This window comes from uncultured Aureimonas sp. (genome assembly GCF_913775355.1).
GTDB lineage: Bacteria > Pseudomonadota > Alphaproteobacteria > Rhizobiales > Rhizobiaceae > Aureimonas.
The window spans coordinates 1-19,893 of sequence record NZ_CAJYIU010000122.1; the positions used below are offsets into that span (position 1 = coordinate 1).

At 69.8% G+C, this 19,893-nt stretch carries 19 protein-coding genes and 1 pseudogene; 10 read left to right on the forward strand and 10 right to left on the reverse strand.

Annotation, left to right across the window (positions count from 1 at the left end; genetic code table 11):
• Window positions 1-368, forward strand: a 368-nt coding sequence (locus QZ753_RS08545; protein WP_294642788.1) for an alpha/beta hydrolase, incomplete at its 5' end; no start/stop codon positions are given.
• Between the two features lie 7 nt (window positions 369-375).
• On the opposite strand, the gene QZ753_RS08550 is transcribed toward QZ753_RS08545, so the two are convergent.
• From QZ753_RS08550 to QZ753_RS08565, 4 genes are all read right to left on the reverse strand, one after another.
• Window positions 376-636: a hypothetical protein gene (locus QZ753_RS08550; protein ID WP_294642789.1), complete on the reverse strand. Its 261-nt coding sequence runs from the start codon at window positions 634-636 to the stop codon at window positions 376-378.
• A 76-nt stretch (window positions 637-712) separates the two neighbouring features.
• The gene (locus QZ753_RS08555; RefSeq protein WP_294642790.1) at window positions 713-1,351 is read right to left on the reverse strand and encodes an outer-membrane lipoprotein carrier protein LolA; all 639 of its coding nucleotides are present in this window, start codon (window positions 1,349-1,351) and stop codon (window positions 713-715) included.
• 166 nt (window positions 1,352-1,517) lie between these two features.
• The gene (locus QZ753_RS08560) at window positions 1,518-2,156 is read right to left on the reverse strand and encodes a hypothetical protein (protein ID WP_294642791.1); all 639 of its coding nucleotides are present in this window, start codon (window positions 2,154-2,156) and stop codon (window positions 1,518-1,520) included.
• Window positions 2,149-5,310 (reverse strand): DNA translocase FtsK, encoded by a 3,162-nt coding sequence (locus tag QZ753_RS08565; RefSeq protein ID WP_294642792.1) that lies wholly within the window; start codon window positions 5,308-5,310, stop codon window positions 2,149-2,151. Before QZ753_RS08565 ends, QZ753_RS08560 begins: the two co-directional genes overlap by 8 nt.
• A 237-nt stretch (window positions 5,311-5,547) precedes the next feature.
• Between QZ753_RS08565 and QZ753_RS08570 the strand changes: the two genes are divergently transcribed.
• Complete coding sequence (locus tag QZ753_RS08570) at window positions 5,548-5,859, forward strand: GNAT family N-acetyltransferase (RefSeq protein ID WP_082505803.1); 312 nt, start codon at window positions 5,548-5,550, stop codon at window positions 5,857-5,859.
• A 7-nt stretch (window positions 5,860-5,866) separates the two neighbouring features.
• Here QZ753_RS08570 and QZ753_RS08575 read toward each other — a convergent pair whose 3' ends face one another.
• On the reverse strand, window positions 5,867-7,117 hold the full coding sequence (locus tag QZ753_RS08575; RefSeq protein ID WP_294642794.1) for a D-amino acid dehydrogenase: 1,251 nt from the start codon (window positions 7,115-7,117) through the stop codon (window positions 5,867-5,869).
• Window positions 7,114-8,253: an alanine racemase gene (alr, locus tag QZ753_RS08580; RefSeq protein ID WP_294642827.1), complete on the reverse strand. Its 1,140-nt coding sequence runs from the start codon at window positions 8,251-8,253 to the stop codon at window positions 7,114-7,116. Before alr ends, QZ753_RS08575 begins: the two co-directional genes overlap by 4 nt.
• A 141-nt stretch (window positions 8,254-8,394) precedes the next feature.
• Between alr and QZ753_RS08585 the strand changes: the two genes are divergently transcribed.
• Together QZ753_RS08585 and treS are read left to right on the forward strand one after the other, a co-directional pair.
• Window positions 8,395-8,847 carry an Lrp/AsnC family transcriptional regulator gene (locus tag QZ753_RS08585; protein WP_294642797.1) on the forward strand — a complete coding sequence of 151 codons (453 nt, stop codon included), beginning with the start codon at window positions 8,395-8,397 and terminating at the stop codon, window positions 8,845-8,847.
• A 109-nt stretch (window positions 8,848-8,956) separates the two neighbouring features.
• On the forward strand, window positions 8,957-11,023 hold the full coding sequence (gene treS, locus QZ753_RS08590; RefSeq protein ID WP_294642799.1) for a maltose alpha-D-glucosyltransferase: 2,067 nt from the start codon (window positions 8,957-8,959) through the stop codon (window positions 11,021-11,023).
• A gap of 36 nt (window positions 11,024-11,059) precedes the next feature.
• On the opposite strand, the gene QZ753_RS08595 is transcribed toward treS, so the two are convergent.
• From QZ753_RS08595 to mdoH, 4 genes and pseudogenes are all read right to left on the reverse strand, one after another.
• Window positions 11,060-12,241 carry a histidine kinase dimerization/phosphoacceptor domain -containing protein gene (locus QZ753_RS08595; RefSeq protein WP_090963485.1) on the reverse strand — a complete coding sequence of 394 codons (1,182 nt, stop codon included), beginning with the start codon at window positions 12,239-12,241 and terminating at the stop codon, window positions 11,060-11,062.
• A 132-nt stretch (window positions 12,242-12,373) separates the two neighbouring features.
• Window positions 12,374-13,402 (reverse strand): aldo/keto reductase, encoded by a 1,029-nt coding sequence (locus QZ753_RS08600; protein WP_294642801.1) that lies wholly within the window; start codon window positions 13,400-13,402, stop codon window positions 12,374-12,376.
• A gap of 44 nt (window positions 13,403-13,446) precedes the next feature.
• Entirely contained in the window at window positions 13,447-14,280 is an 834-nt protein-coding gene (locus QZ753_RS08605) for a bifunctional allantoicase/(S)-ureidoglycine aminohydrolase (protein WP_294642803.1), read from the reverse strand.
• A 13-nt stretch (window positions 14,281-14,293) separates the two neighbouring features.
• Window positions 14,294-16,111 (reverse strand): annotated as a pseudogene (mdoH, locus tag QZ753_RS08610) (glucans biosynthesis glucosyltransferase MdoH); the annotation flags it as partial.
• Window positions 16,112-16,325: 214 nt separating this feature from the next.
• On the opposite strand from mdoH, the gene QZ753_RS08615 reads away from it, so the two are divergent.
• The 6 genes from QZ753_RS08615 (at window position 16,326) to QZ753_RS08640 (ending at window position 19,801) form a co-directional block, all read left to right on the forward strand.
• Window positions 16,326-16,448: a hypothetical protein gene (locus QZ753_RS08615; protein WP_294642805.1), complete on the forward strand. Its 123-nt coding sequence runs from the start codon at window positions 16,326-16,328 to the stop codon at window positions 16,446-16,448.
• A complete protein-coding gene (locus tag QZ753_RS08620; RefSeq protein ID WP_294642808.1) occupies window positions 16,445-17,209 on the forward strand; it encodes an ABC transporter ATP-binding protein in 765 nt (254 codons plus the stop codon). Before QZ753_RS08615 ends, QZ753_RS08620 begins: the two co-directional genes overlap by 4 nt.
• On the forward strand, window positions 17,206-18,078 hold the full coding sequence (locus QZ753_RS08625; protein WP_294642809.1) for a metal ABC transporter permease: 873 nt from the start codon (window positions 17,206-17,208) through the stop codon (window positions 18,076-18,078). The genes QZ753_RS08620 and QZ753_RS08625 overlap by 4 nt, the downstream gene beginning before the upstream one ends.
• A gap of 25 nt (window positions 18,079-18,103) precedes the next feature.
• Window positions 18,104-19,048: a metal ABC transporter substrate-binding protein gene (locus QZ753_RS08630; protein WP_294642811.1), complete on the forward strand. Its 945-nt coding sequence runs from the start codon at window positions 18,104-18,106 to the stop codon at window positions 19,046-19,048.
• A 99-nt stretch (window positions 19,049-19,147) separates the two neighbouring features.
• Window positions 19,148-19,573, forward strand: coding sequence for a Fur family transcriptional regulator (locus tag QZ753_RS08635; RefSeq protein ID WP_294642813.1), 426 nt, complete (start codon window positions 19,148-19,150; stop codon window positions 19,571-19,573).
• Between the two features lie 63 nt (window positions 19,574-19,636).
• Complete coding sequence (locus QZ753_RS08640) at window positions 19,637-19,801, forward strand: hypothetical protein (protein WP_294642815.1); 165 nt, start codon at window positions 19,637-19,639, stop codon at window positions 19,799-19,801.
• Window positions 19,802-19,893: the final 92 nt, after the last annotated feature.

Here is a 19,893-nt window from a genome sequence, read left to right on the forward strand (position 1 = left end):
TCGACCACACGCTGGCAAGCTGGACCGCCAACCAGTCCACCGCGCCCTTCGCGCCGCAGGCGCTCGCCGAGTATCGCCGCTCCTTCTCGCGCGTCGACACGATCCACGGCGTCTGCGAGGACTACCGCGCCGGCGCCACGATCGACCGGCGCCACGACGAGGAGGACCGGGCCGCCGGCCGGCGCATCGCCTGCCCGGTCCTCGCGCTATGGGGGGCCAAGGGCACGCCCGCCAGGCACGGCAACCCGGTCGAGGTCTGGAAGGGCTATGCCGACGACGTGTCGGGCCAGGCGATCGACAGCGGCCACTTCCTGGTCGAGGAGGCGCCGGACGAGACGCTGACGGCGATGCTCGCCTTCTTCAGGTGAGCGGCGCCTACCAGCCGATCCGGCCGACACCGACCCCGACACCGATGCCGCCGTTCCAGCCCGGCCCGCCGTAGACACGCGCCCGGCGGTCTTCGCTCCGGTCGAGATCGATGCGTTGCAGGCAGGCGGCGAAGGCGTCGGTGCGCGGCCGGAACCCGTAGTCGCGGCAGCGGGCCTCGTCCGCGGCGCGTCGTTCGGCCGGCGTCATCGTGGTGCAGCCGGAGAGGGCGAGAAGGCCGAGGGCGGCAAGGACCGGGATCGGGCGCATGGGCGGGTGTTCCGGGTGGCGGCGCGATGGAGCCGCGGGCTGGAGGCACAACCCCGGCCCGCCACGCCCGTTTCCGTCAACGATTGCCGGTCATGCCGCCGCGGATGTTGGCGTAGGGGATGTTGAACAGCTTGTCGTCCACCGCGCCGCCCTCCACGACATTGTAGACCATGACGGTCGTGTCCTTCCCTTGCGCGTCGCGGATCGTCCACTGGCGCAGGTCCATGGTCGAGGGGTCGAACATCATGGTGATGCGCGAATTGCCGAAGATCGACTTGTCGCCCATCACGATCGTGGTGAGGTCAGCCCCTTCCTTCACGCTCTGGATGTTGGCGGCTGACAGGTCGATCCGCTGGTCGAGAAGCAGCTTCAGCGGCGTCTTCGACAGGGGGTAGAGGTCCCAGGTGTTGAGCTTGCGGTTGTTCACCGCGACCTGGCTGCCGTCGGCGATGACGCGCACCGGCGAGCCCGAATAGTCGAAGCGGATCTTGCCGGGCCGCTCCATGAAGAACGTGCCCTCGGTCTGGTTTCCTGCCGCGTCGAACTGGACGAAGTTGCCCTTCATCGACTTCACGCCGGAAAAATGGTCGGCCACGCGCTGCGCGGCGGCGGTCGCGGTCTGAGCGTGGGCGAGCGAGTGTCCGGACAGCGATGCGCCGGCAATGAGGGCGAGCGTGAGAACGGCGCCGGCGATGCGTCCACGTTGAGTTGTCATGGGTCGTACAAGTCCTCGAAGCGTGGGGCGGGCCGAAGAAGAGCGGCACCGGGATCGACCCGTCGATACAGCCTCAGATCGGCTCCATTGCGGCAATTCAAATGAACTCTGGTTCATCCGGCGAAGCTATTCCGGTGCGGTCAGTCGGCAAGAAGTCGGCAAGAAATTAGCGTGCGGCGCGCGCCTGCGTCAGCGCTTCGTAAAGCCGTCGGCGGTGCCCGGTTCCGATGATGTTGTAAAGAACCCAGGATCCGACCCCGGCACCGATCGTCATGGGCGCGACGCTCAGAAACATGAGAAAGGTAATATCGAATGTCGAGACGCCCAATATGGATCGGCCCGGCTCTCGCCCCTCCCCAAAGAGGTGGTCGAAAAGGGAAAGTATGAAGGGACAGGCAGCAAACGCTATGAGTGCGGTTTTACACGCCAGAACAAGACCGTCGATCCCGAACGTCCAAGGATACCTTGAAACCTTCAGCGGGCGCCTGCGAAATGCGACGGTCCAAATCCCGTAAAGCATCATGGGAGCGAGGTAGTAGGTCACCAGTGTGAGCAAGAGCTGCCTGAACTCGGGTGACAGACGCAACGAGGCGAGCGCAGCGATACCCCAAAGTGCGAAGGGTACCGCAGCCACGCGAAGCCGCAGACCGCGCTCGAGAGCGGGAACCGAGCGCAGCGTCCTCGGCATGATGCGGAAACGATGCCGCTCATGCCTGCTTGTCGTCGCCCGCTTGAACAAGCGCCGTGCGGACGGCGAGATGTAAGGCCGGTGGAAGAGGAATTCGCCTTCCGGCTCGTCAGGCATTGTCCGTCGGCACCAGGATCTCGCGCTTGCCCGCGTGGTTGGCGGGGCCGACGATGCCCTCGCGCTCCATCCGTTCGATGATCGAGGCGGCGCGGTTGTAGCCGATCTGCAGCCGGCGCTGGACGTAGGAGGTCGAGGCCTTGCCGTCGCGCAGGACCACGGCCACCGCCTGGTCGTAGAGGTCGGCCGACTCTTCGCCGCCCCCCGAACCGCTGCCCGAGCCGCCGGCCGCCGCGCCGCCGTCCTCGTCCTCTTCCTCGAGGATCGCGTCGAGATATTCGGGCGTGCCCTGCGCCTTCAGGTGTTTCACGACCTCCTCGACCTCGGCGTCGTCGACGAAGGGGCCGTGGACGCGCTGGATGCGCCCGCCGCCGGCCATGAACAGCATGTCGCCCATGCCGAGCAGTTGCTCGGCGCCCTGCTCCTGCAGGATGGTGCGCGAGTCGATCTTCGACGTCACCTGGAAGGAGATGCGGGTCGGGAAGTTCGCCTTGATCGTGCCGGTGATGACGTCGACCGAGGGGCGCTGCGTCGCCATGATGACGTGGATGCCGGCGGCGCGCGCCATCTGCGCAAGACGCTGGACGGTGCCTTCGATGTCCTTGCCGGCGACCATCATCAGGTCGGCCATCTCGTCGATGATGACGACGATGTAGGGCAGCGGCTGGAGGTCGAACTCCTCCGACTCGAAGATCGGCTCGCCGGTCTCGCGGTCGAAGCCCGTCTGCACGGTGCGCGACATGGTCTCGCCGCGCTCGATGGCGGACGACACCCGCGTGTTGAAGCCGTCGATGTTGCGAACGCCGACCTTCGACATCTTGCGGTAGCGATCCTCCATCTCCTTGACCGTCCACTTCAGCGCGACGACGGCTTTCTTCGGGTCGGTGACGACCGGCGCCAGAAGGTGCGGGATGCCGTCGTAGATCGACAGTTCCAGCATCTTCGGGTCGATCATGATCATGCGGCACTCGGCCGGGCTCATCCGGTAGAGGAGCGACAGGATCATCGTGTTGATCGAAACGGATTTGCCTGAGCCCGTGGTGCCGGCCACCAAGAGATGCGGCATTTTCGCGAGATCGGCGATAACGGCTTCGCCGCCGATCGTCTTGCCGAGCGCCAGCGCCAGCTTCGCCTTGGCGCCCGCGAACGTCTCCGACTGGATCATCTCGCGGAAGTAGACGGTCTCGCGCTTGGCGTTGGGCAGTTCGATTCCGATCGCGTTCTTGCCGGGGATGACAGCGACGCGCGCGGCGATCGCCGACATCGAACGGGCGATGTCGTCGGCGAGCCCGATGACGCGGCTCGACTTGATGCCGGGCGCGGGCTCCAGCTCATAGAGCGTGACGACCGGGCCGGGGCGCACCTCGATGATCTCGCCCTTGACACCGAAGTCGTCGAGAACGCCTTCGAGAAGGCGCGCGTTCTCCTGCAGGATTTCGGGCGTCAGCGTGTTGTCGCGGTTGCGGGGTTTGGGCGGCGACAGGAGCTCGATCGGCGGCAGCTCGAATTCGGCGTTGAGGGCCGCGTTGCCGAGTTCGGCGAGACGCGCGCGCGAGGACTGGCGCGACGTGGCGTCGGCTGCGGCCTGCGGCACGACGCGCGCCGGGCGCTCGAACATGGGCCCGCGCGGCGCCGGGGCGGCTGGCTGCGGGGCGGCGGGGGCCATGCGCGGCTCGACGGGCGCGGCGCGCGGCAACTCGGCCTCCGCCTTCGGCGCGCGCTTCAGGCCGGGGAAGGCGACGATGTTGTTGGCGATGAAGTCGCGCCAGCCGCCACTCTCTTCCGGCGCCGGGGCGCGCTCGGGCGCCTCGAGGCGCGCCTCGTCCTCCTCCATCGCGATCCGCTCCTCGAGCGACAGGCGGCCGTCGTCGCCGAGATACGGCGCATGGTCCTCGTGCGCCTCGAACGGCGGCTGGTCGTCGTGGAAGGCGGGCGCGTCGTGGCGGTGGATGTCGTCGTAGCCGACGACGCCGCGATCCTCGGGCGCACCGGTCTCGAAGACGTCCTCGTCGCCGTCCCCGTCCGGGCCGAAGGTCGGCTCGGCGCGGCCCGCGGCGGCCGCCGCCTCGATCGCGGCCTGGCGCTGCGCCATCTTGTAGGAGCCGTTCCAGTCGGAGCGGCCGTGGCGCACCGTGGCGCGGCTCGTGTCGACCGTGCGGCGCGTGGGCGCGGCGGCCTCCGGCTCGGGGGCCGCGGCGGCAGGCGCGCGGGGGCTCGCCGGCACGGCGGGCTCGGGCGCATAGGGCACCTCGGCCCAGGCGCGCTCGTCGTGATCGGCCACCGGCTCGTCGAAGGCGGGCTCGCGGAACTCAGGCGGCACCACGACGCGCACCTCGCGCCGGGCGGCGGGCGCCGCCGCGCCGTCGCGGAACCGGGCGGGCGGGGCCGGCGGCATCAAGGGCGCGTCGGCGTCCCAGTCGCGGTGCGAGAACGGGTCCTCGCGGCGGCCGAGCACCGGCACCGACTGCGTCACGCGCGCGGCGGCGGAGCGCATGCGGTAGGCCCAGTGGCTGGCGGCACCGGCGAGAAGCGCCAGGCGGCCCTCGCCGTCGTCCTCCTCGGCCTTCGACGCGCGGCGGGCGCTCAGCGCCACCGGCTCGTCCGGCGCGCCGACGAGGCCGGCACCGTGGAGGATGCACCAGAGCGCCGGGGCGGCGAAGAGCGCGGCCGCGGCAAAGCTCCAGGCGCCCGTCGGATAGGCGCCGGTCGCGAGCGCCGGGATCTTGAGAAGGAGGTCGCCGACGATGCCGCCGAGGCCGATCGGCAGCGGCCAGCCGGCCGGCGCCTCGAGCGAGCCGAGCGCGGCGCTGGCGAGCGCGAGGCCCCCGAGCGCCACCCAGGCGCGCTGGCCGGCGCGGCCCGCGCGGCGGCCGACGAGGCACAGGATACCGCGGATCGCCAGCACCAGCGGAACGAGGACGGCGCCGAGGCCGAAGACCTGCATGGCGAGGTCGGCGACCACCGCGCCGCCCGCGCCCGCCATGTTGCGGACCGGATTGTCGTTGGAGTAGCTGAGCGACGGGTCGTCCACCGCCCAGGTGGCAAAGGCGGTCGCCAGCCACAGCGCCAAGCCGACCAGACCGACCCCGAGGCCCAAGCGTGCCGGTCGTGCCATCGATCCCGTCCCCTCGTCCCGCGCCTCGATCGATGCCATGTCGCTGCCCTTCGCCTGCTGCCTGCCCGGACGCCGCCGCGGGGGCGCACGCGTCCTTCGACGGCGCGCACCCCTCGGGCTCCGGCTCTTTGCGGTCAAGGTAAACAAACGGGGTTAAGGGTCGTTTAACCCTGCGGAGCCCGAAGGCCTCGTCGCGCTCGCATTGGTTTGATGGAACGGGCCGGGCGGACGGGCGTCTAGGCGCGAAGGGAACCGCAACACAAGGGATCACGCCCCATGCAGATCGTTCACGAGGATCAGGGCCGCACCGGCGTCTTCGCCTATGGCGAGGGCGACGACCGGGCCGAACTGACCTATGCGCCGGCCGGCATCCAGAACTCGCTGATCTTCGACCACACCTACGTGCCCGAGCGCCTGCGCGGCCAGGGCATCGCGGAGAAGCTCGTCGACCACGCGGTCGCCTTCGCACGGAGCGAGGGCAAGACCGTGGTGCCGGCCTGCTCCTATGTGCGCGCGCTGTTCGACCGGCATCCCGAGCGCTACGGCGACATCCGCACCGAGGAGGAGAAGCCGGTCGGCCGGATCTGAGCGCCGGTCAGCCGTAGCGCGCGACGGACAGGTCGCGCGCGTCGATGTCGGGCGTGGCGCCCGACACGAGGTCGGCGAGAAGCCGGCCCGAGCCCGAACTCATCGTCCAGCCGAGCGTGCCGTGGCCGGTGTTGAGGAAGAGCCCCTTCACCTTCGTCGGCCCGATCACCGGCGTTCCGTCCGGCGTCATCGGCCGGAGGCCCGACCAGAAGTCTGCGCGGGCGGTGTCGCCGCCGGGAAAGAGGTCGGTGACCGAATGCTCTAGCGTGCGGCGCCGGCGCTCGGAGCGGTCGTTGGTGAAGCCGGAGATTTCGGCCATGCCGCCGACGCGGATGCGGGTCCCGAGCCGCGTGATCGCGATCTTGTAGGTCTCGTCCATCACGGTCGATTCGGGCGCGCGCGTCTCGTCGACGATCGGGATGGTGAGCGAATAGCCCTTCACCGGATAGACCGGCAGCTTGATCCCGAGCGGGCGCACCAGAACCGGCGAATAGGACCCCATCGCCACCACCACGGCGTCGGCCCGGATGTCGCCGGCATCCGTCGCGACGCCGACCGCCCGGCCGTTCTCGGCGAGGATGCGGCGCACGGTGCGGCCCCAGCGGAATTCGACGCCGCGCGAGGCGACGATCTCGGCGAGGGCATTCGCGAACTTGAAGCAGTCGCCCGTCTCGTCCTGCGGGGTCTGGAGGCCGCCGACGATCTTGTCGCGCGCGTGGGCGAGCGCCGGCTCAGCGCGGATGCAGCCCTCGCGGTCGAGCACCTCGTAGGGGATGCCGTCGGCGGCAAGCGCCTTCACGTCCTTGGCCGAGGCATCGAGCTGGGCTTGGCTACGGAAGAGCTGCAGCGTGCCATGCATGCGCTGGTCGTAGGCGATGTTGGTGTCGCGGCGAAGTTCGGCGAGCGAGACGCGGCTGTAGTCCGAGAGGCGCAGCATCCGGCTCTTGTTGCGCGCATAGGCCCCGGCCGTGCAGTTGGCGAGCATCTTCGTCAGCCAGGACAGCATGGCGCGGTCGAGCTTGGGGCGCAGGATGAGGGGTGCGTGCTCCATCATCAGCCACTTGATGGCCTTCTGCGGGATGCCCGGCGCCGCCCAGGGGCTGCAGTAGCCGAAGGATACCTCGCCGGCATTGGCGTAGCTCGTCTCAAGCGCCGGCCCCTCCTGCCGGTCCACCACGATCACCTCGTGGCCCGCCTTCATCAGGTACCAGGCGGAGGTGACGCCGATGATGCCGGCTCCGAGGACGACGACCTTCATGCCCGCTCTCCTGCAGCGTTGTTCGATATGTAGTGGCGCTCGTAGCGGCTCCCGAGCGAGGTCAGGATCTCGTAGGAGATCGTGCCCGCCGCGGCCGCCGCCGCGTCGAGGCTGGCATGGGGGCCGATGAGCTCGACGAGGTCGCCGGCCCGCACCGGCGCATCGCCCGCATCGACGATGACGGAATCCATCGACACGCGCCCGACGATCGGCAGCTTTCGTCCTGCGTAGAAGACGGCGCCGCGGTTCGAGGCCGAGCGCAGCCAGCCGTCGGCATAGCCGACCGAGAGCGTCGCAAGGCGCATCGCCCGCTCGGCGACGGCGGTGAAGCCGTAACCGATGCCCGCACCCGCCGGCACCTCGCGCAGCTGGATCACCCGCGCGTCGAGACGCACCACGGGCGCCATCGGATTGGGGCGCCCCCCGGTCGGCGCGCCGCCGTAGAGCGCGATGCCCGGTCGCGCGAGGTCGAAGCGGTAGGCGTCGCCGAGAAAGAGGCCGGCGGAGTTGGCGAGCGAACGGCGCGCCCGCGGCAGGCGATCGGACAGCGCCCGGAAGGCGGCAAGCTGCGCGGCGTTCGCCGGATGCTCGGGCTCGTCGCCGCAGGCGAGGTGGCTCATGACGAGAACGGTGTCGACACCGCGCAGCCGCTCGGGCGCGGCAACGAGCGCCCCGACCTCGGCCGGTGCGAGACCGAGGCGCGACATGCCGCTGTCGACCTGGATCGCCGCCGGCAGCGGGCGACCGAGCGACCGTCCCGCTTCGCTCCAGGCCTCGACCTGATCGAGCGAGTTGAGGACCGGCCGAATGCCGGTCTCGGCGCACAGACGCTCGTCGCCCGGCAGAAGACCGTTGAGGACGAAGATCTCGAGGCCCTCGGGGAGGATCGGGCGCAGCGCCAGCGCCTCGGACAAGTGGGCGACGAAGAAGGTCCGGCAGCCGGCCTCCAGAAGCACCGGGGCGACCCGCGCCATGCCGAGCCCGTAGGCGTCCGCCTTGACGACGCCCGCGACGGCCGCACCCCCGGCAAGCGCCACCAGCGCGCGGTAGTTGCGGGCGATCGCGCCGAGATCGACGGTCAGGACACCGCCGGCGGAGCCGGTGACGGGGGCATGCGTTTGCGTCGAATGCGGCATGGCGTTCACGGCGAGTTCCCCCGAGCGATCCGGCATCCATGATGGTCGAAGGATCGTCGAAGGACATGCCGAACTGCGGCAGAATGTGCTAATTTCACTGCCGATCCGACATTTCCTTCGAACGGGCGCAACGATCTTCGCATGGACCGCATCGACCGCGCCCTGATCCGGGCGCTCCGCCGCAACGCCCGCGCCACCAACGTCGCGCTCGCCGCCGAGGTCGGCCTGTCGCCTTCGGCCTGCTTGCGCCGCGTCCAGATGCTGGAGGAGTCCGGGGCGATCCGCGGCTACACCGCGATCGTGGCGGGGCCCGGCGGCGACGACGCGCATGTCGTGATCGTGCGCATCACGCTGGAGCACCAGACCGAGGACGTCCTGCACCGCTTCGAGGCGGAGGTGCTGAAGCATCCCGAGATCCGCGAATGCTACCTGATGACGGGCGCGGAGGACTATCTGCTGCGCGTCGAGGCGCAAGGGGCGGGCGACTACGAGCGCATCCACAAGGAGATCCTGTCGCGCCTTCCGGCCGTGTCGCGGATCAATTCCTCCTTCGCGATCCGCCGCGTCCTGTCCGATACCGGAGGGCGGCGATGATCCTTCGGGTCTGGCCGGCGGCCCGCTCGCCCTTAGATGGGGCCTCGCGAGGACGGCGCCGGTGGCGTTCCGGCCTTGCGACACGAGAGACCAGAAGGGCAGAGCCTCGATGAGCGCACCGGACACCGCAACGGTCGACCAGATGGTCGAAACTTCGATGCTGCACCAGGCGCGCCGCTTCGCCGAGAACTACGGCGGCCAGGGCCGCTTCTGGCAGCGTCCCTATGCCGAAACGCGCCCGCGCATCGCCTCGGCCGTCGCGCCCGTCTGGTTCACCGCCTATCCCGCCTCGATCGTCACGCGGCCGGGCGAGACGGTGCTGGCGACGCTCGGCGACCAGCAGCTGTGGTCGGCGCTCTCCTCGATCGGCGTGCGCGGCATCCATACCGGGCCGACGAAGCGCGCCGGCGGCTGGCGCGACGGTGCCTACACGCCGACGATCGACGGCAACTTCGACCGCATCGGCTTCGACATCGACCCGTCCTTCGGCACGGCCGAGGAGTTCGTCGCGATCTCGCGCATGGCCGCCGCGCACAACGCGGTGGTGATCGACGACGTGATCCCGGCCCATACCGGCAAGGGCGTCGACTTCCGCCTCGCCGAGATGAACCATTCGTCCTATCCCGGCCTCTACCACATGGTGGCGATCCCGGAGGAGGACTGGGGCCTGCTCCCGGCGGTGCCGGAAGGGCGCGACGCGGTGAACCTGTCGCCGCCGACCGTCGATACCCTGCGCGAGAAGGGCTACATCGTCGGCCAGCTGCAGCGCGTCATCTTCTTCGAGCCGGGCGTCAAGGAAACCGACTGGAGCGCCACCGGCCCCGTCACCGGCGTCGACGGCGTGACGCGGCGCTGGGTCTATCTCCACTACTTCAAGGAGGGCCAGCCGAGCCTCAACTGGCTGGATCCGACTTTCGCCGCCCAGCAGATGATCATCGGCGACGCGCTCCATTCGATCGACCAGATGGGCGCGCGGGGCCTGCGCCTCGACGCCAACGGCTTCCTCGGCGTCGAAAAGCGCATGGACGGTCCGGCCTGGTCGGAAAGCCATCCGCTGTCGGTCACCGGCAACGCGCTGCTCGCGGGCATGGTGCGCAAGGCCGGCGGCTTCTCGTTCCAGGAGCTGAACCTCACGGTCGACGACATCGCCTCGATGTCGAAGGGCGGGGCGGACCTTTCCTACGACTTCATCACGCGCCCGGCCTACCAGCACGCGCTCCTGACCGGCGACACCGAATTCCTGCGCATGATGCTGCGCATGGTCCACGAGTTCGGCATCGACCCGGCCTCCTTGATCCACGCCATGCAGAACCACGACGAGCTGACCACCGAGCTCGTCCACTTCTGGACCCTCCATTCGGAGGACATCTACACGTTCGGCGGCCAGACCTGGCAGGGTCGCACGCTGCGCACCCGCATCCGCGAGACGATGTACGAAAAGCTGTCGGGCACCAACGCGCCCTATAACCTTCGCTTCGTCACCAACGGCATCGCCTGCACCTCGGCCAGCGTCGTCACCGCGGCGCTCGGCATCACCGACCTGTCGGCGATCACCGACGAGGACAAGGCCGAAATCCAGCGCGGCCATCTCCTGATGGCCATGTACAACGCCTTCCAGCCCGGCATCTTCGCCCTGTCGGGCTGGGATCTCGTCGGCGCGCTGCCGCTGCCGCCGGAAGCCGTCGCCGAGCACATGCAGGACGGCGACACCCGCTGGATCGAGCGCGGCGCCTACGACCTCATCGGCCTTAACCCGGAAGCGGCGACCTCCGCCGAGGGCCTCCCGCGGGCGCGCGCGCTCTACGGCCCGATCAACGAGCAGCTCGGCCAGCCCGGCTCCTTCGCCTCGCAGCTGAAGCGGCTGCTCGCCGTTCGCGAGGCCTACGGCATCGCCGCCAGCCGCCAGACGATGATCCCGGACGTGACGACGCCGGGCCTTCTCCTGATGGTGCACGAGCTGCCCGACGGGCGCGGCACGCAGGTCACCGCCCTCAATTTCGGCCGCGATCCGGTGGACGAGACCGTGATCCTGCCGAACGTGCGCTCCGGCCCGGTGGTCGACATGATCAACGAGACGATCGAGGGCGATCTCACCGAGAACGGCGAGCTGCGCATCGTGCTCGACCCCTGGGAAGGCCTGTCGCTGCGCATCGTCGGGGCCCTGCCCGTCCTCTGACGGCTCCGGGCCCGTTCCGGCGGGCCCGTCGTCGCCTCAGGACCCGGTGACCGGGTCGAAGGACAGGAGGAACGAGGCGCCGCGCGGCACGCTCTCGACCGTCAGCTCGGCATCGAGCTGGCGCACGAGGCTGAGGATCACGCGGATGCCGAAGCTCTTGCGCGCGGCCTCGAGGTCGAAGCTGTCGGGCAGGCCCCGACCTCGGTCGCGCACGCGCACCATGGCGCGGCTGCCCTTCTGCCAGAGCGAGACCTCGACGACGCCGGGCTGGCCTTCGTCGTAGGCGTATTTCACCGCGTTGGTGACGAGCTCGTTGACGATGAGGCCGACGGGGATCGCCTTGTCGGCGCTGACCACCACCGCGTCGGCGCGGCACTGGATCTCGAGCCCCGCGGTCGCGAAGCCGAGCTGCGAGCAGAGGTCGTCGAGGAAGGTCGACAGGTCGACCTCGGTAACGCTCGCCCCCTTCCACAGGTGGTCGTGGACGCGCGCGATCGTCATGATCCGGGCCTCGGCGTCCACCAGCGCAGCCTTCGCCTTGGGGTCGGCGACGACGTTGGAGTTGACGCGCAAGAGGCCGGCGACGACGCCGAGGCTGTTCTTGACGCGATGGTTCATCTCGCGCGTCAGCATCCCTTGCGTCTCGATCGCCTCCTTGAGGTGCCGGTCGGTCTCGACCCGCTCGATCGCCGCACCGAGAATGCGCGCGCAGCCCGACAGGAAATCGACGTCAGACGCGTCGAAGTCGCCGGCGTCGGGGCTGTCCACCTCCAGCACGCCGAACGCCCTTTGCTGGCGCCCGCCGCGGTCGATCAGGACGTTCACCGCGCGCCGGATGCCGTAGTCGGCCAGAAGCTTGGGCGTGCGGAAGCGCGTCTCATCGGTCAGGTGGTTCGACAGGACGGACTCGCCGGTGTGGAAGGCGTAACCGGCCGGCGATTCGAGATCGGCGCCGAGCGTCGCGACGCCCACCTCGCCCGGTCCCCAGCCCCAGCCGCCGCGCATCAGGAGGTCGTCTTCGGTGGGCCGGTATTCGAGGATCTTGCAATAGGGCGCTTCGAGACCGCGCGCGCAGAGCTCCGTCACGCCCTGGAACAGGGCGGCCTGGTCCTGCGCCTGAAGCGTGAGGCGCGCGAACTCGGCCAGCAGCTTCTGCTGCTTCAGCCGATAGGCGAGCTCGTCGCGCCGCGCCGGGCCCTTGGCCTCTTCGATCTCCATTCGCGCTCCGTCCTGCCGGCCGATCCGGTCTTGCCGCGGCACGCCGGCCCCGCAGGCGGGAACGACGCGAAGCCGGCTATCGGTCCCAAGGGTGGCGCGCCCGGTGCCGATGGCAACCGGGCGCCGCCATGTTCAGCCCCGCGCGAGGAGGCCCTTGTCTTCGAGGCTCTGCCAGAGTTCGTCCGGGATCGCCTGTTCGAACCAGGCGACGTTCTGGCGGACCTGATCGGCGGATTTCGCGCCGATCACCACGTTGCCGGTCGCCTTGTGGCGCATCGGGAACTGGATCGCGGCAGCCGGCAGGGGCACGTCGAACGCCTCGCACTCCGCCCGCAGCCGGTCGGCCTTCTCGATGATCTCGGCCGGCGCGTCGACATAGTTGAACTTCTTGCGCCCCGACGAGGAGGCGAGGATGCCGGAGTTGAAGACGCCGCCAACCACCAGCGCGACGTCGCGCTCGACGCATTTGGGCAGAAGCTCGTCGGCCGCCGAGGTGTCGAGCAGCGTGTAGCGTCCGGCCAGGAGACAGACGTCGAGATCGGTCTCCTCCATCGCGTCGAGGATAACCTCGTTCTCGTTCACGCCGAGGCCGAAGCCGGCGATGAGCTTGGCGGCCCGCAGTTCCTCCAGCGCCCGGAAGCCGCCGCCCTTGGTCAGCGCCCCCCAGTGGTGGTCGTGCTTCTCGCCGTGCGTGACGCGGCCGATGTCGTGCACGAAGAGGATGTCGAGCTTCGGGCAGCCGGTGCGCTGGCGCGAGTCGTCGTAGGAGCGCAGGATCGCGTCGTAGGAGTAGTCGAAGACCTCGCGGAACGTGAGACCGCTGTTCCAGCCCGAATCGAACTCGTTCTTCGGCCCTTCGGGCGGCAGCTGGCGGCCGGGGCGGTCGAAGCTCATCAGGCGCCCGACCTTGGTGGAGATGACGTAGGAGTCCGGCGCTTCCTCGCGCAGGAGCTCGCCCGTCAGGTGCTCGCAGCGCGTCAGGCCGTACATCGGCGCGGTGTCGAAATGGCGGATGCCGGCGTCCCAGGCCGCCTGCATGGCGGCGCGCGCGTCGGCGAGCGCGACCGGCGTGTAGAGTCCGCCGAGCGGCGCCGTGCCCATGCCGAGCGCCGTCACCTCGACCCCGGCCCGCTTCAGATGTCGCTTGTCAGATGCCTTCATGGTTCCCTCCCCTTGGCGGCCCCCGCCGCCGCGATGCAAGTTGTTCAGCGCCAGCGCAGCTTGGGATGCCGGTTGACGTCCTTGTAGAGCAGATACCGGAACGGACCCGGTCCGCCGGCGTAGCAGGCCTGCGGGCAGAAGGCGCGCAGCCACATGAAGTCGCCCGCCTCGACCTCGACCCAGGTCTGGTTGAGGAGATAGACGCCCTTGCCCTGCAGCACGTAGAGCCCGTGCTCCATCACGTGCGTCTCGGGAAACGGGATCACGCCGCCCGGCTGCAGGGTGACGATCGTCACGTGCATGTCGTGGCGCATGTCGGCGGGATCGACGAAGCGCGTCGTCGCCCACACGCCGCCGCAGTCCGGCATCACCGACGGGGCGACCGCCGCGTCGCTGGAAAACACCGGACCGGGGGCGCCGAGCCCGTCGACGGCCTCGTACGCCTTGCGGATCCAGTGGAAGCGCGCGGGCGCGGCGCCCCGGTTGCGCAGGCTCCAGGCCCGGCCGGCCGGCAGGAAGGCGAAACCGCCCGCGGCGAGGACATGCTCGGCCCCGTCGACGGTCACCGTCGCCTCGCCTTCGGTGACGAAGAGCGCGCCCTCGGCGCCCGCGTCCGGCTCCGGCCGGTCGCTGCCGCCGCCGGGCTGCACCTCCATCACATATTGCGAGAAGGTCTCGGCGAAGCCCGACAGCGGCCGGGCGATGATCCAGGCGCGCGTGCCCTCCCAGAACGGCAGGGCGCTCGCCGTGATGTCGGCCATCGTACCGCCGGGGATCACGGCGTAGGCGTTGGTGAAGACGGCGCTCTGCCGGGTCAGCTGGGTCTGCGGCGGCAGTCCGCCGCGCACGGAATGATAGGTGCGGTTGTCGAAGCTCATGACGGGCGTCTCCTCAGGCGGGCTGCGGCACGCCGGCCGTCTCGGCCTTGTCCTTGCGCTCCTCCGGGCTCGCCGACAGGCGGGCGTGCCACACGGCGGCGGCGCGGATCACCGGCTCGGGGTCGGTCTCGAAGGGCGTGTCGAAGATCGACAATCTGTGCGCCTTTTCGCCGAGGCCCGGATCGCCCGTCAGCGAGATGAAGAAGGGGGCGAGGAAGAGCGGGATGGCGATCGGGCACACCCAGAGGAAGAGCTGCAGCGAGTAGATGTAGGCGACGGTGCCGAGCACCGCGCCCGCGATCATCATCCACCAGCTCGCCGCAAAGGCCGCCGACAGGGGCAGGCCCTCGTCCTCGCGCTCGGTCGCCGGCCAGCCGCTGTCGCGCGCCATCAGGATCTCCGCGACCGCCTTCGACTGGAACAGCATCATGATCGGGGCGAGCGCGCTGGTCAGGATCAGCTCGCAGGTGGCCCCGAGCAGCACCGCCCAGCCGCCGCCGAAGCGCGAGGCGCGCCGCGACATCGCCGTGTGGAAGGCGATCAGCGTCTTGGGCAGAAGGAGGAGCAGGAAGATGCCGAGAAGGAGAAGCAGAGCCTTGCCGGTCTCGGGCGTCGGGAAGACGGGAAACAGGCTGTCGGCGGGGAAGTAGTTCGGTGCGGGCGCCAGCACCGGATCGAGCATCGAGGCGATCAGGAACAGGAGCCAGATCGGCGAGGCCGCGTAGGCCATGATGCCGGAGATCATCGATACCTTGCTCCAGAGCTTCAGGTTGGGCGCGGAAAGGAGCCGCCCGTGCTGGAGGTTGCCCTGGCACCAGCGCCGGTCGCGCTTGGCGTATTCGATGATGTTGGCGGGCGCCTCCTCGAAGGAGCCCTCGAGGTCGGGATCGAGCCGCACCTTCCATCCCGAGCGCGACAGGAGCGCGGCTTCCACGAAGTCGTGGGAGAGGATCAGGCCGCCGAAGGGCGGCGTGCCCGAGAGCTTCGGCATGCCGCAGCAGTCGGCGAAGGCACGCGTGCGGATGATGGTGTTGTGGCCCCAGAACGGCCCCTCGCGCCCCTGGAGGGCGGCGATGCCGCGCGAGAAGATCGGCGAGTAGAGCGCGGCCGAGAACTGCAGCGCGCGGCCGAACAGCGTCTTGCGGCCGATGATCAGCGGCTGGGTCTGGAGGAGCGCGAGCTCGGGGTCGGCGTCCATGCGCGCCACCATCTCGACCAGCGTCTCCGGCCGCATCAGGCTGTCGGCATCCAGCGCGATCATGTACTCGTAGGCGCCGCCGTAGTTGGTGACGTAGTCCTCGATGTTGCCGGCCTTGCGGTTCGTGTTCTTGACGCGGTTGCGGTAGAACAGGATCGACCCGGTCTCAAGCTCCCCGGCGAGCTTCAGGATCGTGCGCTTCTCGTCCGCCACGCACTCCGCCTTTGTCGAGTCCGACAGGACGAAGAACACGAAATTGTCCATGCGCCGAATGAAGCGCAGCCCCTCGATCATCGCAGCGACCCGCGCCATCACGGCGCTGGCATCCTCGTTGTAGACCGGCACGAGGATCGCGGTCTTGTGCTGCGAGGCGGGCGGCAGGCCCGTGCGGCGCTCGCGCTTGCGGGTCCGGCCGAACAGGATGCCGGTCACCGCCGTGTTGAAGCCCCAGGCGAGCCAGACGCAGCAGACCGCAAGCAGCACGATCTGGATGACGTGGAGCCACGTCGTGCCGTTGGCGGTGATGACCACCGCGAAGAGGACACCGGCGAGCGCGGCCAGCACCAGGGCGGTGAGCGCGAAGAGGAGTCTGCCCAAAACCATCGTACGTTCCGATCCCGGCGCGCGAGTGCAGCCACGCTTCGTCGCAGCGCGTGCGCCGCGTCATAGCGCTTGCTGCCTCGCTTGTCATCGCGTCGTGAATGTGGCGCGGGCGCGGGCGAAGCCTATCCGGGTCTTCGGGCAGCCGTCCGGAAGACACCATCGGCGGGACGGGAGCGGAACCGGCTTGCCTGCCGCCGATGTAATGTTATATCACTCGCGTCGCCTCCAGCCGCCGCGGGACCCCATGCCACCCATCGCCTCCCGTACCCCGTCCGTCCTGCGGCGCTCCGCGCTCGAGCGGCTCGCCGTCGCGCTCCTGGCGACGCTGGTCCTCTGGGGCGTCGTCGCCTGGGCGGTCTCGGCATGAAGGCGAACGTCCTGCCCGCCGCGCCGTCGGTGGAGCTTCGCGACCTGACGCTCGCCTATCGGCGGCGCGCGGCCGTGCGCGGTCTGTCGGGCCGCTTCGCGCCGGGCTCGATGACGGCCGTCGTCGGCCCCAACGGGGCCGGCAAGTCGACGCTTCTCAAGGGCATCATGGGCTCGGTGCGCGCTTCCGGCGGCAAGGTGCTGGTGGACGGCGTCCGGCATCGCGACATCGGCTACCTGCCGCAGGTCGGCGACCTCGACCGCACGTTTCCGATCAGCGTCCTCGACCTCGTCTCGCTCGGGCTCTGGCGTCGCACCGGCCCGTTCGGCCGCGTCGGGCGCGATCTCACCGGCGAGGTGGAGGCGGCGATCGCCGCCGTCGGCCTCGAAGGGCTGGAGGACCGGCTGATCGGCACCTTGTCGGGGGGCCAGCTGCAGCGCGCGCTGTTCGCGCGCCTCCTCCTCCAGAACGCTAGGCTTCTCCTTCTCGACGAGCCCTTCACCGCGATCGACGCGCGCACGACGCGCGACCTCATGGACCTCGTGAAGCGCTGGAACGGCGAGGGGCGGACCGTGATCGCCGTCCTCCACGACATGGACCTCGTGCGCGAATACTTCCCCGACACGCTGCTGCTGGCGCGCGAGCGCGTCGCCTGGAGCCCGACCGGCGAGGCGCTGGCGGAGGGCAACCTCAAGCGCGCGCAGGCGCTTTCGGAGGGGCTGGACACGGAGGCCGACGCCCTTCGGAGCCGCGCGGCATGAGCCTCCACGACCTCGCGCTCGCCCCCTTCACCGACTACGCCTTCATGCGCCGGGCGCTCGCCGGGTGCCTCGCGCTGTGCCTCGGCGCCTGCCCGCTCGGCGTGATCCTCGTCCTGCGGCGCATGAGCCTTGTCGGCGACGCGATGGCGCACGCGATCCTGCCGGGCGCGGCCGTCGGCTTCCTCGTCGCCGGCTTCTCGCTCTTCGCCATGACGCTCGGCGGCATCCTGACGGGCCTGGCGGTCGCCTTCCTTGCCGGTCTCGTGTCGCGCTACACGACCTTGCGCGAGGACGCGAGCTTTGCCGCCTTCTACCTCTTCTCGCTGGGGCTCGGCGTCCTCCTCGTCTCGGTGCGCGGCTCCAACATCGACCTCCTCCACGTCCTCTTCGGCACGGTGCTCGGGCTCGACGACGCCGCGCTCTTCCTGATGGCCTCGATCGCCTCGCTCACCATGCTGGCGCTCGCCGCGATCTACCGGCCGCTGATCGTCGAATGCCTCGATCCCGGCTTCCTTCGCGCGGTCGGCGGCTGGGGCGGCGTCGTCCATATGGGCTTCGTGGCGCTCGTGGTCCTCAACCTCGTCGGCGGCTTCCAGGCGCTCGGCACCTTGATGGTGGTCGGCATCATGATGCTGCCGGCGACCGCCGCGCGGTTCTGGGCCGAATCGGTGCCGGGCCAGATGATGGTCGCGATTTTCGTCGGCCTCCTGTCCTCCATCGCCGGGCTCCTCACCTCCTACCACCTCAGCCTTCCCGCCTCGCCGGCGATCATCCTCTCGGCGAGCGCCCTCTACGCCCTGTCGGTTCTCGTCGGGCGCGTCGACAGCCTGGCCGCCCGCGCCCTCCGGGGCGGACTGGCGGCGGGCTGACCCCCTCCAACCGGAGACCTCCCCCATGATCCATCGCCGCCTGTTTCTCGGCCTTGCCGCCGGCGCCGCAGCCCTCCTGTCGCTCACCGGCGCGCATGCGCAGGAGCCCCTGCCCGTCGTCGCCTCGTTCTCGATCCTCGGCGACATGACGAGCCGCATCGGCGGCGAGCATGTCGCCGTCACCACCCTCGTCGGCCCGGGCGGCGACGCCCACGTCTTCGAGCCGACGCCGGCCGACGCACGCGCGCTGGGACGCGCGAAGCTCCTTGTCACCAACGGCCTCCAGTTCGAGGGCTGGCTGCCGCGCCTCGTCGCGACGTCCGGCTTCAAGGGCGAGACCGCCGTGGCGGCTACAGGCGTGACGCCGATCGCCTTCGTGCAAGAGGAGCCCGAGGCGCACGACGACCACGATCACGACCATGCCGGCCACGACCACGGCCCGAGCGATCCGCACGCTTGGCAGGATCTGGCCAATGGCCAGATCTACGCCCGCAACATCGTCGAGGCGCTGAAGACCGCCGATCCGGCCCATGCCGGCGACTACGAGGCGAACGGCGCGGCCTATATCGCCGAGATGAAGGAGCTCGACGCCGAGATCCGGGGCGAGCTCGAAGACGTGCCGGCCGAGGCGCGCAAGGTCGTCACCTCGCACGACGCCTTCGGCTACTTCGGCAAGGCCTACGGCATCGCCTTCATCGCGCCGAACGGCGTGTCGACCGAGGCCGAGGCTTCGGCGGCCGACGTCGCCCGCATCATCGACCAGATCCGCGACGAGAAGATCCGCGCCGTGTTCGTCGAGAATATTTCCGACCCCCGCCTCGTCGAGCGCATCGCGGCCGAGACCGGCGCCGAGATCGGCGGCTCGCTGTTCTCCGACAGCCTGTCGGCGCCGGACGGCCCCGCCCCGACCTATCTCGACATGTTCCGCCACAACGCCGGCGAACTCGCCAAGGCGCTGAAGACGAGCTGAGCCGAGACGATCGGCGCCCTTTCGCCGGGCGCCGATCGCCACCAAATCGAGAATACGGGACGCACCGGACGCGCCGGGCCTTGCGGGAGAGCATCGAGCGTGAGCCACGACCACCATCACCATACCTCGACCGCGGGCGCCGAGAAGGCGCTGACGCGCAACCAGAAGCTCGTGTTCGACATCCTCGAGCAGGCCGACGGACCGCTCAGCGCCTACTCCATCCTCGATGCGCTGCGCGACGAGGGCCTGCGCGCGCCGCCCCAGGTCTACCGCGCGCTGGAGAAGCTGCTTGAGACCGGGCTCGTGCACCGCCTGGAAAGCCTCAACGCCTTCGTCGCCTGCGCCCATCCCCACGCCTGCGCCTATGCCCTGACGGCGTTTGCGATCTGCGAGAAATGCGGCGCGGTGACCGAGTTCGCCGACGCTGCGGTCGAGGCGCGCCTCGCCGGCTGGGCGGGCGAGCGGGGCTTCGTCCCCAAGCGCACCACGGTCGAGATCAAGGGCCTGTGCGCCGCCTGCGCCTGAGGCGGGAACCATGACGGTCCGTCCGGCCTTCGCTCCGCTCCAGCGTTTGGCAAGGAGCATCCGATGAGCCGCGTCCCCGAGGCGAGCCCCATCACCCCCGACATCGAGGAAATCCGCCGCCGCGGCGAGGACGAGAACCGTCCGCTGCCCCCCGAGAATGCCGACGCGGTGCCCGGATCCGCCCCCGACGAAGAGCACGATCGCGAGCCGGACACGCGGCACGGCTGACGATCCGTCACCGACGCGTCATCGCGCCGTCGTGCGGCTGTTACGCTTTTCGGTTGGTTTCCCGGCTGTCCGGCCAACAGGAAACCGACACC

Coding starts and splice junctions, on each gene's coding strand:
- QZ753_RS08550 (WP_294642789.1), bottom strand. CDS start 636: ATGCGCCCGATCCCGGTCCTTGCCGCCCTCGGCCTTCTCGCCCTCTCC.
- QZ753_RS08555 (WP_294642790.1), bottom strand. CDS start 1,351: ATGACAACTCAACGTGGACGCATCGCCGGCGCCGTTCTCACGCTCGCC.
- QZ753_RS08560 (WP_294642791.1), bottom strand. CDS start 2,156: ATGCCTGACGAGCCGGAAGGCGAATTCCTCTTCCACCGGCCTTACATC.
- QZ753_RS08565 (WP_294642792.1), bottom strand. CDS start 5,310: ATGGCATCGATCGAGGCGCGGGACGAGGGGACGGGATCGATGGCACGA.
- QZ753_RS08570 (WP_082505803.1), top strand. CDS start 5,548: ATGCAGATCGTTCACGAGGATCAGGGCCGCACCGGCGTCTTCGCCTAT.
- QZ753_RS08575 (WP_294642794.1), bottom strand. CDS start 7,117: ATGAAGGTCGTCGTCCTCGGAGCCGGCATCATCGGCGTCACCTCCGCC.
- alr (WP_294642827.1), bottom strand. CDS start 8,253: ATGCCGCATTCGACGCAAACGCATGCCCCCGTCACCGGCTCCGCCGGC.
- QZ753_RS08585 (WP_294642797.1), top strand. CDS start 8,395: ATGGACCGCATCGACCGCGCCCTGATCCGGGCGCTCCGCCGCAACGCC.
- treS (WP_294642799.1), top strand. CDS start 8,957: ATGAGCGCACCGGACACCGCAACGGTCGACCAGATGGTCGAAACTTCG.
- QZ753_RS08595 (WP_090963485.1), bottom strand. CDS start 12,241: ATGGAGATCGAAGAGGCCAAGGGCCCGGCGCGGCGCGACGAGCTCGCC.
- QZ753_RS08600 (WP_294642801.1), bottom strand. CDS start 13,402: ATGAAGGCATCTGACAAGCGACATCTGAAGCGGGCCGGGGTCGAGGTG.
- QZ753_RS08605 (WP_294642803.1), bottom strand. CDS start 14,280: ATGAGCTTCGACAACCGCACCTATCATTCCGTGCGCGGCGGACTGCCG.
- QZ753_RS08615 (WP_294642805.1), top strand. CDS start 16,326: ATGCCACCCATCGCCTCCCGTACCCCGTCCGTCCTGCGGCGCTCCGCG.
- QZ753_RS08620 (WP_294642808.1), top strand. CDS start 16,445: ATGAAGGCGAACGTCCTGCCCGCCGCGCCGTCGGTGGAGCTTCGCGAC.
- QZ753_RS08625 (WP_294642809.1), top strand. CDS start 17,206: ATGAGCCTCCACGACCTCGCGCTCGCCCCCTTCACCGACTACGCCTTC.
- QZ753_RS08630 (WP_294642811.1), top strand. CDS start 18,104: ATGATCCATCGCCGCCTGTTTCTCGGCCTTGCCGCCGGCGCCGCAGCC.
- QZ753_RS08640 (WP_294642815.1), top strand. CDS start 19,637: ATGAGCCGCGTCCCCGAGGCGAGCCCCATCACCCCCGACATCGAGGAA.